The following is a 12,719-nucleotide window of genomic DNA, read 5'->3' on the forward strand; positions in this document are numbered from 1 at the left end:
ATACCGTCGGTACACCGAGGCAATGACCTGGGGACGGTCTGAGTCCGACTAGGGTTCACGGCTGTCAACGGCCGGCCGGGGGCACCACTACCGCCAGTAGGAGGGCGGGACACCGTCGAGCGGCAGGCGTTCGCAGTACCGGTGCACCGCCTGCGGACCACGCAGCCCGGCCTGCCGGCGCACGGCGGTCTCCCGCTTCTCGGCCCGGCGCCGCCGGACGGCGGGCAGGCGTTCGGCCGCCTCGCGTGCGCGCTCGCCGGCCGGCATCGCCGTACGCGCCTGCTGTTCCTCCCACAGGGCACCGACCCGCACGCGCAGGCGAGCAGCCCGGTCGCGGTACTCGTGGGCGGTGCGGTGGTGGTGCCGGGCGTCCTGGTCCGCGATCCGGCGCAGGTGGTCGCGGTAGGCCTCGGCGGAGCCGCCGACCCGTGCCCACAGGTCCAGTGCGGCCTCGACGCCGGCGGGGTCGCCGATGTCGGCGAGCGCCTGGGCGCGGAGGAGCCGGTGGTGGTGCTCGGCCTGGAGCAGGGCCTCGAACTCCGCCTGCCGGGTGCGCCGCAGCTCGACGAGGTCTTCGCGCTCCCCGCCCGGGAACGCGGGACGGCCGGACGGGTCGGCGGCGGCGAGTTCGGCGGCCAGGTGAGCCCGGCGCCGGGTCAGGTCCGCGAGTACGGCATCGGCCGCCCGCAGCCGGGCGGCGCCGGTGACGCGGGCGACGAGCGCCCGGACCTGCTGGTCGATGCGGCCGCCGTCGCGCATCCGGGCCTCGGCACGGGCGGCACGGTCCTCGGCGTCGGCCGCGGCCCGGTCCAGGCGCGCGGCGCGGTCGAGGGCAGTCCGCAGGGCCGCGCCGAGTTCGGCGTCCGACCAGCCACCGAACGGCCGTTCCCGCCAGGCGGGAAGGCCGGCCGGGACAGGGCGCTGCCGGTCGGGAGGCTCGGCCGGCTGCCGGGTACGAAGCTGTTCGGCGGCCCGGCCGCGGCCGGCTTCGGCCCTGGCCCGCAGGCCGTCGGGGGCAGTACGGGCCCATCGCCGTTCGGCGGCGGCGAGCGCGTCGGCGGCCCGGCCGGCCAGGACGGTGTGCGCGTCCGCCCGTGCCTGCAGGGCGGCTGCGCGGGCGCGCTGGTCGTCGGTGGCGGCCGTCCGACCCGCGGCGGCGGCGCGGACCCGCTCGTCGTCGGCCTGTTGCTGTGCGCGGGCGGCCAGGCGCCGGACCGCGTGGACGGCGGCCAGCGCGTCGGCGGCCTCGGCCGCTTCAATGCGGGCGGCCCGTCCGCGTGCGGTGGCCCACCATCGCTGCTCCTCGTCGACGACGGTCGGGGCCGGGCGGTTCTGCCAGGTGGTGACCGCTTCCCGGGCGAGGTCGTGGTCGGCGGCCTGGATCGGCTCCTCGGGACGGTCGCCGAGCGCCTGCGTCTCATGTCCGTGGTCCCACAGGCCGCGGTAGGCGGCGACGAGCGCCGCCGCCCTGTCCCAGAGCGGGCGGTGGGGGTGGGCCGGGGCGGGTGCGGGGCCGAGCACGTCGAGCCAGGTGGGGCCGGTGGCGGCGAGTTCGGCGGCGTGCTGCTGCTCGTCGGGCAGGAGCTGGGCGGCACGCCACAGGCCTCGCTGCTCGGTGCGCGCGGCGGTGGGGGCGTCACCGGTGGCGCGGGTGGCGCGGAAGCCGGCCAGATCGCGCCAGGCGGCGGCCGCCGCGATCCGGTCGGCCCACGGGCGGGCCCGGTCGGCGTCCGTGGGTTCGGGCCCGTAGGCGGCCGCCCAGCCGGTGCCGGTGTGGGCGTTCGCGCGGGCGCGGGCGGCGAGGCGTTCCGCCCGGACGGTGGCGTGGGCGGCGAGGTCGTGGGCGAGGGTGACGCGCCGGTCGCCGGGGTCGGCGTCGGGCAGCACCAGGCCCATCGCCTCCAACAGCGCGGCGCCGGGCCGGGCGGAGGGCGGGGCCCAGTAGGTCGGGGCGGTCGCGGGACGGGGCGCACCCTCGGGCAGGCGGAAGCGCTCACCGCGGTGCTCGACCAGGGCGTCGAGGCGGGCGACCACGATGGCCGCCAGGTCGCGCAGCGGCCGGCCGGTACGGTGGTCGGTCTCGTTGCCCCGCTCGTCCGCCCAGACGGCGCGCAGGAGCCGGTCGGTGTCGTAGCCGTCGTCGGCCAGGCACGCGCACCGGGCACGCAAGGCGGGCCAGGCCTCGGCGGCGGCCAGGCGGGCGGCGGCGCGGCCTCCGAGCAGTGCGGCGACCGCCTGCTGCGCGGCTTCGGCGTTGAGTTCGTCGAGGACGTGGACGAGGCGGCTGGTGGAGGTCGCGAGGGACTGGGCCCGCTCCTCCTGGCGGCGGGCGGTGGCGCTCGCAGAGAGCTGGGTGCCGTCGCGTTCGACGACGGCGTGCCAGATCTCGCGGGCGGTGTGCGGGTGGCCGGGTTCGCCGCTGTCCTCGTCGGGGGGCTCCTGGGTGACGAGGTAGGCGTGGTTGCCGTAGCGGCCGCGGGTGAGGGCCGGGTAGGCGCCGTTGCGGTTCCAGCCGGTGTCGAGCAGGGCGCGGCCGACGTCGACGGTGACGCCCTGGCAGCGCGCGGAGGTGATCGCGTAGCCGAGGTCGACGGCGTCGGCGACGTAGGCCGGGGGCAGGGTGACGGTGCGGCGGGTGCGCTGGTGGCGCACGGTCAGGGAGCCGTCGGCGCCGACGGCCTCGACGCTCCAGGTGTCGCCGTTGCGGACCCACTGGCGCCGGTCGGCGGTGGCCAGGCGGCGGTCGTTGACGCGGGTGACCACGATGTCGCCCGCGCCGGCACGCCCGCGGTCTCCGAGGTCGGCCGTACGCCGGTCGTCCACCAGGCCGCGGGCGATGCGGTCCTCGCGGGCGAGGCGGGACAGCTCGGCGACGGCGGCGACGGTGGCGGCGATCATGACGGAGGTCAGGCCGTCCTCGACGTCCCGCCGCCAGTCCTCGAAGAGCTGCCGCATGACCGGGGCGGCCGGGCCGGAGTGGATGCGCCCGCGCAGGTCGTACGCGTCGAAAGCGTCGCCGGCGTCGCCAATGGACAGCAGGCGGGCCGCGTCGACCTCCCACTGGCGGACCCTGCCGCCCGGGTCTCGGAAGCGGCGGACCTCGGTGAGGCGGACGACGGCGCCGGGAACGGTCTCCTCGATGTCGGCGAGCGCTCCGCCCGCTCCGGGCGAGCCGAGCTGGCGCGGGTCGCCGATCGGCAGCAGCCGCCCGCCGGCCTGCCGGACCTGGCCGAGCAGCGCGGCGAGATCGGTGGTGGAGGCCTGGCCGGACTCGTCGACGATGACGATCGTGCCGGGCTGGAGCGTCCAGTGGCGCAGGCCCCGCCCGTACCGCTCGGACATGGTCCGCCACCTGGCGATGTTCTCCGCCCGGATGCCCGCCTCGGCGGCCAGCAGGTCGGCCTGGACCTGGCCGCCTGCCAGGCCGATGACGGGGATCCCGTGGGCCTGCGCGACCTCCCTCACCAGGCGCATGATCGTGGTCTTGCCGGTGCCCGCGGGACCGACCACCCACATGGCCCGGGTGTCCGCTCCGAAGATCCGGCGGACCGCCTCGCGCTGCTCGTCGGACGGCGCGAAACCGCGCCCGGCCTCGCCGGCCGCGAGCACCCGGTCGACCTGCCCGGTCGTCAGGCGGTGCACCGGCACGGGCGTCGTGGACGCCTCGGCAAGGCTCCGCTCGGCGGCCCGGATGCCGTGGGAGGTCCACACCCGGGCGCCGACCTCGGCGAACAGCGACGGACGGTCGTCGGAGCGGGCGTACCGGGCGGGGAGGGGGACCGCGTCGGGCGGGGTCAGCAGCTCGCACCGGACGGGGCTGAGGACGCCGTCGACGGCGCGGACGAGGACCCGGTGGTAGTCGTCGAACAGGTGGGCGCCGAGCGCGGTGAGCCGTCGGCACGCCTCGGCCTCGACGTTGGCGCGCGTCCAGGTGGCGCGGTGGCTCTCCAGCTCGGCGAGCACCGCGTCGATCGCCTTCGGGACGACCATCGGATCGGGGCCCGGTGCGGGGTGGGTGGCGGAGGTACGGGCGGCGGCCCGCAGCAGCTTGTCGGGACGCCTGATGCCGTACGCCTTGGCGCGGCGGCGCCACTGCCGGCGCTCGCCGTCGACGGTGGTCGCGGTCTTCGCCGGACGGGACTCGAGGGTGGCGGCCTGGGCCAGCTTGTACTGCTCGGCGCGCTCGGGCGCGCGGCCCTCCCGGACCGTGAACTGCGCGATCATCCGGGCCAGGGCCCGCTCGGTGGCCTCACGGCGCTGGGAGAACCCGCGCACCGCACTCAGGGGCACCCCCAGGAACTCCCGCACCGGCCGCTTCGCGGGCCGGATGCTGTCCTGGCGCGCCCCCGCGCGGATGCCGAACTCGGCGTGCATCTCGCGTTCCAGCTCGGCGGTGTAGGCCTCCGAGAGGGCGACCGCGATCCGGTGCAGATGGCGCGCGTCCAGGGCCAGCCAGCGGCCGTCCTCCACCCGCACCTTGCTGCTGATCGCCAGGTGCCGGTGATACGCCGGATCGGCCGCCCGGCTGCTGCGGTGGACGAACACGCAGGCAATGAAACCCCTGGCACGGACCTGCACCTGGGAGGCGGGCGTCGGGCCGGTCCGGGTGATGCAGGCCTCGCGCTCGACACGCTCGAAGACCCGCCGGAACGCGCGCTCCTCGACGGCCTCCAGCCGGGCCCGCTCCTCGTCACCGGCGCACCCCCACAGCACGCTGAAGCTCTTCACCGGGGAGAACACCATCTCCCACCCGCACCGGGCGGTCCGGTTGCCCTCCTTCTCGGCCTTCGCCCGCAGCTGGAGCAGCCGCTCCTCGGTGGCCTGCGGCTCGGCGGCGGCATACCGCTCGTAGAGCTCGTCGGCGCTCGGGTAGCGCGTCCAGGCCCGGCCGAGGGGACTGCCGTCGACAGGGTTGAGGGCGTCCTTGAAGAGGGCGTCGGCGGCCTCCTGAGTGACCCGCCGGCCGGCGATGCCGAGTTCGGCGGCCTGCGCCCCGAGCCACACGCCGGGGGTGTCACCGCCACCCTCCCAGTGGGCCGCCAGCAACCGCGTACCGATCCTCACGTCGTCGCCGGCGACGGTGGAGAGCAGGTAGTCGATGCCGCTGCCCGCACTGATCGGGTGAAGGGTGATCATCGACCGACCCCGACCCCGACCCCGGCGCCGTTCCGACGCACCGGAGCGCCGACGACGTACCGGTCGCTCGGGCGGCCGACGGAGCAGGGCACCTGGCGCGCTCCTTCGGGATCAACGGCGGATAGCAAGAGGTGTGCTGTTCTTGATCAGGCTAGTTGCTTGTTCGCTCTCGCTTCGGCACCTCGTCCGTGTCCGCTGCTCTTCCTCGATCGCCTCTCTCCCCTCCTGGTCGTCGCTCCGTCGCCTTCCGATCTGCTCGTGATCGGGGACTTCCGGAACGCGTATTCCTTCTGCCGAGCGACAACGCGAGGCGGCTCACCCGAAGGTGCTGTACTCGGGCAAGGTGGGACGCCAGGATCGCGCCATGACCTCACACAGGAACGAGCAGATGATCGACCGGCGCGCCACCCTGAAGCGGCGCCAGGAACAGGAACGCGAGGACCTCCGGCAGCGGCAGAACCGCCAGACCTCCGCCCTGACCGCGATCGACAGGGCCAAGGAGCGAGTCGAGCTGGCCCAGGGAGAGCTCGCAAGGGAACTGGAGAAGGCCGTGCCGCTCTTCGACGGCGACATCGAGGAACTCGCGGAGACGGCCGGGATCCCCAAGCGCGATGTGCAGGCCGCGCTGAAAGGCCGGAAGGAGATCTCCGCACGCATGGCGAAGCTCGCCTTCCCCTCCCCCGCAGCAGCGCCGGCGAGTGGCGAAAGCCAGGACGCGGAACCCGAGCCGGCCGACGCTTGATGACCGAGGCTCCTCAACCCGCGCACGCCGCCCGATCCGCCTCCGTCCGCACGGCCTGACGGAGGCACTGCGCCGAACGCATGACGCCCTCAACGCGCGGGCTCACCGTCGGCCCCGGCACCACCAACGACGAAGGGCAACCGGCGAAACTCGCTGTCCGCCGACACCGGCACCCGAACCGTGTCGAGGACAGCCACCGCCTGGGCCACGCCCCGCCCAGTGCCTCCCGCATCGCTTTCCGCACCTCCACCGCCGCCTCCGACGACATCCCCCAAGCCCTCTCTATCGCCTCCGAGGATGGTCCGGCCCGACCACCATCGCCGTCTCCTTCCACCACCACCCCGCACCGGTCTCCGCCACCGCCCACAGGCCGAGTAGGGCGCAGCCCCGTTCTGTATCAGGACCTCCCGTAGGCCGACGGCCCCAGAGAACCACCGGCGGAATGGCCCGCAAGCACGTGGCCTGCTGCCCGCTACTGACGTGGCGTCACACCAAGGCGTGTCGGCAAGACACCCGCCACACACACGCGGGGCAGATCCGAAGCCGACCAACAGCTCCCTCTGCCAACTCAGAACCGCCCCCGCGCACGCGGGCTGACTGGTCGCTCGCGCCGTTCGGGTCGTCGAGCAGGGAGCTATCCCCGCATGCGCGGGGCAGATCCTGTGGCCTTCAGCTTCTTCATGTCGTCGCGGGGGCCATCCCCGCATGCGCGGGGCAGATATGGTCATGCCCTACTCCACGATCGACCCGCTGGGGCCATCCCCGCATGCGCGGGGCAGATTTCGGCGACCGGATCGGGCTCTCCGAGTGGCAGGGGCCATCCCCGCATGCGCGGGGCAGATAACTGGCGCGACGCCGCTCTCGACCTCGGCGAGGGGCCATCCCCGCATGCGCGGGGCAGATCGTGCCCTTCCCCGCCGCACTTGCAGTCGGGGAGGGCCATCCCCGCATGCGCGGGGCAGATACTTCCTGACCTGCAGTCTTTCACCGCAGAGTATGCCAGTTCATTCAGTTCGGTTCCCGCAATGCCCACCTTATCGGCACACCCGCGCAGGCAACGAACCCCTCGCACCCGCAGCTCCGCGACGGCCAACTGCACGGTGCCATCGGCCCGCGGCTCGACCTCACCAGCCGGGCACCTCGCACCTGCGGAGACGACCCGTTTGGGTTGGCAACCAACTCCGGATCGACGGAGCCATCCGCCCAAAGGCTGGGCCGATGCACAACGGCAGCTCAACCGTGCGCAGCGGGGCGGGGCCACCCCGCTCACACGGGGCCGATTAGTGAGATCCCGATGCGACCTACTCCGAGCGAGTAGGCGGGGGTTCGGCAACACTGCTGGTGCGGGTGTCGGCCTGGCGGATTGGAATGAAGGCTGAGCTGATATCCGTTCCAGAAAGGGGATTTCACGCCATAATGGTGTTTCTGTGGAGGTAGCCGCCCTCCAAGACCGGCCAGGATGCCAGGCCGAGTCCGACCGGCCCCAGTGAGCACCATCAGGCAGTCATCGGACCAGGATCAGGCCGCAGCTGTAGGCACGGGCGTGGCCGAAGCCGTGGGTGAGGGCGGCCGTGAGTGCTTGCGGGTCCGTGACGGTCAGAGTGCCGCGGATCTCGGCCCGGCTGATGAGCAGGCCCCGGTGAGGGCCGGGGCTGGAGACCTTCGGGAGGATGCGGAGGGCGAGCCGTTCTATGTCCGAGTCGACGCCGAGCCGGACCACTCCGTCCGGGGCCACCGCGGGTTCGCCGGCCGGCTGGAGGCGGCGGGCGAACCAGGCCTTCACGTGTTCCGGGCGGGTGTGCGGCACCCGTACACCCCTTCCGCCTCGGCCGCCTCCGGCGACTGGCTGCCCGGCCGGCCGGCTGCTGACCGGGTTGACGACCGTGCGGAAGTCGAGCCGGTCCCCGGTGCGGAAGGTGCGGTCCACCACCAGGCTGTGCGGCGGTTCGACCAGCGCCGCCCGGGGCAGGCCGCTCCAGTCGCCGGGGACGGCAGACTGTACGACGAGGGAGAGCCGGGCGGTGTTCAGGTCGACGGTCCAGCTGGAGAGCACCTTCATCTGGGCGCGGGCGTCCCGGCTTCCGTCGTCGACCCAGCCGCGGAAGCCGCTCATGACGGTCCGGTGCATGTCCTGGGCGTCGATCAGCGACTTGGCGGTGAAGGGGTGCCTGGCGTCCAGGGTGATCAGAGTGTGGGTGGCGACGAATCTGGCCGCCGTACGGGCCGGTACGGGCTCGGTGGTGCGCGGGGTGTTCACGGGATGATGTCCCATTCGGTGGCGTGTGGGGCGATGGTGATGCGGTGCCGGGACTCCCAGCGCTGCCGGTGGACGGGGCCGCTCGCCAGGAACCGTTCGGGCTGGTCACGGACCGGCCCGACGCCCGGCAGCGGGTGCGGGCTCTCGATCCAGGCCCACCGGGTCTGGGCGACGTTCGGCGGCGCTTGCCCGTCGTCGGCTGACGGGAGCAGTGCCCGGGTTTCGAAGACCTCCGCCAGGGTGCCCGGGGCGATGCCGACGAAGAGGTCGCCCGAGGGCGGGCAGGATTTGCGGCCCAGCCAGAGCAGGCGCTTCGGGTGCTCCAGTGCGTGGGCGATCCGTTCGATCAGTGCACGGTCGGAGTGCTGGAGGCCGACAAGGAAGGCTGCGTCGGACAGGTACCAGCGCTCGGTGATCATGGCGTGACGGCTCACGTCACCTGCGACCAGCGCCCCGGAACGGGGGTCCGCCGCGATCCGCTTCGGCGCGCCGTACCAGGATGCCAACGCATGGCTGCCGAAGGATCCGGCCGTGCCCTCCCCCTGCTCCCCGAGCGCTTCCAGGGCCGCGGCCCGGCGGTGGTCCGTCACGAGGTCGCGTGGGCGGACGGGATACTTTCCGCCCCCGACGGTGTGGTAGTCCCGCATCGGCGTTCCGGGGCGGTCGGCGCGGACGCCGAAGAGAACGGACCCGAGTTCGTCGAGCGGGTCCTCCCGGTCGAGGCCGAGGGCTGCCGCGCAGAGGCCGATCACTGCGGACTTGGTGGGCCGGGTGTGGGTGTCGCGTTGGGCGAACCGGCCTTTGATGCCCCAGGACTGCAGCGGCCCGGCAAGTCTGATGAGCAGAACGTGCTGCGGTGCGTCCGGCGTCGCGTTGGTACCGGTCGTCACACTGGGAGCGGTCGCGACAGGGGCCCCGGTCACGGGGTGAGGCCCTTGATGGTGTCCACGACGTCCACTGCGCCGGAGAGGTCGACCGTCTCCAGGAGGTCCGCGATCTCCGGGGCGTAGGTGAGGACGCGCGCGGATCGCAGGTCGTCGCGGCGCTTGCTGACGAAGAGGTGGTGCCGCATCAGTCGGCGGACCGCCGCCTGGCCGGCCGGGCCCTCGCCGCCGCTGCTCTCGGGGTTCTCGTCCACAGGGTTCTGGAAGGCGGCGGCGTAGTTGTACGGGCGCTCGCCCTCGAAGGCGAGCACGAGTGCCGGAAGCGAGCCAGTGGAGGCGGTGGAGTTCTTCTTCGCCTCCGGGACGGCCTCGACGAAGGCGTTGACGAACTCCGCCTCGGCTGCGGTCGCCGCTTCCTCCACCTCCTCCGCATCCATTCCGGCCTGCCGGAGGTTGGCGCGAAGCTGTCGCCGGTCCAGGACGGCGTGCCGGTAGAAGGTCCCGGAAATCAGCGACTGGTAACCGGTCATGCCCGCGCCCGCGTCGTCCGCCGTGTCGAGGAAGCTGAGGGCGTTGCGCTTGCGGTCGAGCTTCGCGTCGTCGGCCGCCGCATAGAAGTCCTCGATCTGCTCCGCGGCGTGCACGGTGAAGGCATGGCTCGTCTGCACTGCCCCGTCGACGTTCGGCGAATCGGCGATTTCGGCGAGGAAGCGCCCGTAGAGGGCGATGTCCACGGCGTCACGGGGCGCGATGGCGAGCAGGACGGCGTTGCGCGTGCTCTTGGGGAGCGGCGGGAGGCCTGTGGTGCCGGGCTCCGTGGCGGTCTGCTCCTCGCCGTTCTCCTGCTCCTCGCCGTTCTTCGCCGCTCCGCGGCGGGGCTTCTTCGCGGCCTTCTGCTGGCCGGCGACGTAGCTGTCGCGCCACGGCCGGAGCTCGTCGGCGTTCTCGGCGATGTGCCGGGCGATCCTGGTGCCCGCGTCGGCGGGCGCGAAGATCAGCACCTTGGTCAGATTGGCCACCGTCTTCTTGGCCGGGTCGCCGAACTTCAGGCCGCTCGCCTCGATCACGGCACGGGCCGTGGTCAGGGCCTCCTCCTTCTCCCAGCCGTGCTCGGAGGAGAGTTCGGCCGCCGTAAGGAGTGCCCATTCCCTGGTCCGAGTGCCCATGCTCCGGCCCTTGAGGGCGCCGATGCCGGCGTTGGCGCGGTTGCGGGCGTAGACCCGCTCCGCGCGGCGCCGGGCCTGGCTGGTGATCATGTGCCGTTCGAACCCGCCGTACACGAGGGACTTGGGCTGACCGTTCTCGTCCCTGACCGGGAGCACGGCGACGAGCGTCTCCAGGAGGTGGAGCGAGAGGAACGGGCTTCGGGCGTCTGCGGTCACGCGGTCGTGTCCTTATGGTCGGTCGGGATCGTGTACGTGTCGTGCTCGGCCTGCCGGTCCTGCCGGTCCTGCTGGGCCTACCGGCTCTGCCGGCTGCCGGCGGGCGTCCGGCCCCGGTGGAGCGGGGCGTGGAAGTCGACCGACCACTGGTAGGCGATGCGGGCCTTGCGGTCGTTCCAGAGGATCAGGTCCTCGGTGAGCTGCGCCCAGGAGGGCGGGAGCTGGTCGCAGGACCGCAGCCGGACGATCGTGTGCTGCAGGTGCCGCCACGGCACCCTCCTGCTGACGACCACCCTGTCCACGAGCCGCTGCGCACCCGGGTCGCCCGGGCCCCGCCCCAAGCTGTCACCGATGCGCGCCGCCGCCGTACCGAGGCTTCCGTAGCCGTAGGCGGGCGTCGAACGGCCCTGGTGGTAGAGCGCGAAGAGGAAGGCCATCCGCTCGAACAGGTCGCGGTGGTTGTCGCCGCCGTACCAGCCGGCCCGGATGTGCGCGTTCGTCCGGCCCCCGGCACGGCGCAGGTTGGCCAGGGTGCCGTACTCGCGGTTGCGCACCAGGGTGGTGAGCCAGGCGACCAGTGCGGTGCTGTCGTGCGGGAATGCGTCCTCGGCGGGGTACCCGTCTCGGGAACTGTCCTCAGTCATGGGCGGTCTCCCCCCGGAGTTCGGCCGGGGCCTTCGGATGGCTGATGTCGTCCTCGAAACGCTTCAGGGCAACTGCCCTGGCCTGGAAGCCCCGCTCGTTGGGCGGGAGGGTGTCGAGGCGGTAGACGAGGTGGGTGCGGGCCACACCGGTGAGGGTCTGCGTGTACTCCAGGAGCAGGGCCGCGACCGGGTCTCCCGGGTTGTCGTACCCCTCGTCGATCACTGCCTCCAGCAGCTGGTCGAAGGGCTTGGCAGCCTCGGGCCAGAACATCCACCTCGCGTCGAACCGGGACATGTGCCGGGCCTCGTCGGCCGGCCGCGCTGCCGAGTGGACCTTCTCCGAGGCGAGGATCGCCGCCCGTTTGAGACTCCACGCCAGGTACTCGGCGATGCGCGAGCCCCGCCGGGACGCGCGGTAGAGCTGCGCCTCCATCGCGGGGGCGTAGGGGAAGTAGCCGTCCGTCCAGGAGACGGGCAACGTCTTGTTGGAGACGAGGCCGACAGCCCACAGGTGGTAGGGCGCGCCCTGGGAGTCCCGCTTGCGCGGCAGCGAGCGCAGTCGTGCGTACAGGCCGGGCTGCGCGTCCTTCACCGCGCTGTACAGGGCGTGTGCTTCCTGCCAGAGAGCACGCGTGGGCGACGGCCACAGGGGCTTGACCTCCCCGCCGGTGGTCCGGCTGAACACGGCGTCCTGCATGTGCTTTTCCGGTTCGAGTTCGAGGACCTCGCCGGCTCCGATCAGCACGCGGTCGACGACGATCCCACCGTCCGCACCGCGCTTCGGTCGCAGCAGGACGGAGCGGCCGAGGGCGCTGTGCAGGTCGGCAGGGCTCTCCGGCACTCGGGGGCGGGCCCGCACGGCGAAGTTCCGGCGGCTGACGGAGCCGCTGGTCCAGGAGGTGTTGAGCCGGCCCGGGTCTCCTTCCGGCGGATAGAGGTTGAGCCGCAGGGTCTCGCCGAACGTACGGCCGAGGGGGACGACCCGGATCCGTCCCTGCAGCCGGCCAGTGGACAAGTTGGTGACGGTAGGCCCGAGGATCCGGCCGGAAATCCTCGCCCTGCCGTACGTGCCGTACACGTGCTGGGCGAGCATGGCCCGGAACGCGTCCGCCGCGGGCAGCGGCTCGCCGTCCTCCAGGTGGTGCTGATCGAAGAACTGGTTGTAGTCACCGGCCCGCTCGATGACCAACTGCGCGGTCCCTGTGCCGCTCTCGTCGAAGGAGGAGGCCAGGAGGGAGTTCTGTCCGAGGGGTGTATCGGGATGGAACAGGTCCCAGTCCTCGGCCGGCTCACCGGCCAGCCACTCGGCGGCGGAGCGGAGGCTGCGTTCGTCACCGATCCACTCCCGCCACTCCTCGGGCGTGGTCGGACAGGTACCGGAAGCGAAGCAGATGGCCATGACGAACTCGATGACGGCAACGGTCTCGCCCGGAGTCGGACAGTCGATCGTCGTCAAATCATCTGCTCGATCGAGGAGTTCACACAACGAGAGCGCAACCCTGGCGCCATCGGGCGTCACGGAGGGAATGCACGGCTCTCGCCGCGGGTCCCAGCTGAGGCGCTGCTCGACCGGGACCGAAGGGTGCGTTGGCGGCAAGGCTCTGCCCATCACTTCATATGATCGCCGTTTTCTGCAAGGGAGTTGACATTCCCGAGCAGAGCCCGACGCTAGCA

General features: G+C 72.9%; 7 protein-coding genes and 1 CRISPR repeat array. Of the genes, 1 reads left to right on the forward strand and 6 read right to left on the reverse strand.

Features of this window, described 5'->3' with window-relative positions:
- Window positions 1-87: 87 nt before the first annotated feature.
- Complete coding sequence (gene mobF / locus ACFU6K_RS00150; RefSeq protein ID WP_380659972.1) at window positions 88-5,136, reverse strand: MobF family relaxase; 5,049 nt, start codon at window positions 5,134-5,136, stop codon at window positions 88-90.
- Between the two features lie 364 nt (window positions 5,137-5,500).
- Here mobF and ACFU6K_RS00155 point away from each other — a divergent pair, with 364 nt between their 5' ends.
- Window positions 5,501-5,878: a hypothetical protein gene (locus tag ACFU6K_RS00155; RefSeq protein ID WP_380659973.1), complete on the forward strand. Its 378-nt coding sequence runs from the start codon at window positions 5,501-5,503 to the stop codon at window positions 5,876-5,878.
- Window positions 5,879-6,508: 630 nt separating this feature from the next.
- Window positions 6,509-6,842: direct repeats of the CRISPR family, unit length 29 nt; unit sequence GGGGCCATCCCCGCATGCGCGGGGCAGAT.
- A 540-nt stretch (window positions 6,843-7,382) separates the two neighbouring features.
- Here ACFU6K_RS00155 and ACFU6K_RS00160 read toward each other — a convergent pair.
- From ACFU6K_RS00160 to ACFU6K_RS00180, 5 genes are all read right to left on the reverse strand, one after another.
- Window positions 7,383-8,135, reverse strand: a complete 753-nt coding sequence (locus ACFU6K_RS00160) for a type I-E CRISPR-associated protein Cas6/Cse3/CasE (protein WP_380659975.1) — start codon at window positions 8,133-8,135, stop codon at window positions 7,383-7,385.
- Window positions 8,132-9,025 carry a type I-E CRISPR-associated protein Cas5/CasD gene (gene cas5e, locus ACFU6K_RS00165; protein ID WP_380659976.1) on the reverse strand — a complete coding sequence of 298 codons (894 nt, stop codon included), beginning with the start codon at window positions 9,023-9,025 and terminating at the stop codon, window positions 8,132-8,134. Before cas5e ends, ACFU6K_RS00160 begins: the two co-directional genes overlap by 4 nt.
- 29 nt (window positions 9,026-9,054) lie before the next feature.
- Window positions 9,055-10,401 carry a type I-E CRISPR-associated protein Cas7/Cse4/CasC gene (locus ACFU6K_RS00170; protein ID WP_380659977.1) on the reverse strand — a complete coding sequence of 449 codons (1,347 nt, stop codon included), beginning with the start codon at window positions 10,399-10,401 and terminating at the stop codon, window positions 9,055-9,057.
- Window positions 10,402-10,478: 77 nt separating this feature from the next.
- Window positions 10,479-11,045, reverse strand: a complete 567-nt coding sequence (gene casB / locus ACFU6K_RS00175) for a type I-E CRISPR-associated protein Cse2/CasB (RefSeq protein ID WP_380659978.1) — start codon at window positions 11,043-11,045, stop codon at window positions 10,479-10,481.
- The gene (locus ACFU6K_RS00180; RefSeq protein ID WP_380659980.1) at window positions 11,038-12,654 is read right to left on the reverse strand and encodes a type I-E CRISPR-associated protein Cse1/CasA; all 1,617 of its coding nucleotides are present in this window, start codon (window positions 12,652-12,654) and stop codon (window positions 11,038-11,040) included. The genes casB and ACFU6K_RS00180 overlap by 8 nt, the downstream gene beginning before the upstream one ends.
- Window positions 12,655-12,719 lie beyond the last annotated feature (65 nt).

This window comes from Kitasatospora sp. NPDC057512 (assembly GCF_042802135.1).
Classification (GTDB): domain Bacteria; phylum Actinomycetota; class Actinomycetes; order Streptomycetales; family Streptomycetaceae; genus Kitasatospora.

Bases quoted from the DNA above. Each gene is read 5' to 3' on its own strand.
- mobF (WP_380659972.1), bottom strand. From the start codon at position 5,136: ATGATCACCCTTCACCCGATCAGTGCGGGCAGCGGCATCGACTACCTG.
- casB (WP_380659978.1), bottom strand. From the start codon at position 11,045: ATGACTGAGGACAGTTCCCGAGACGGGTACCCCGCCGAGGACGCATTC.
- ACFU6K_RS00155 (WP_380659973.1), top strand. From the start codon at position 5,501: ATGACCTCACACAGGAACGAGCAGATGATCGACCGGCGCGCCACCCTG.
- ACFU6K_RS00180 (WP_380659980.1), bottom strand. From the start codon at position 12,654: ATGGGCAGAGCCTTGCCGCCAACGCACCCTTCGGTCCCGGTCGAGCAG.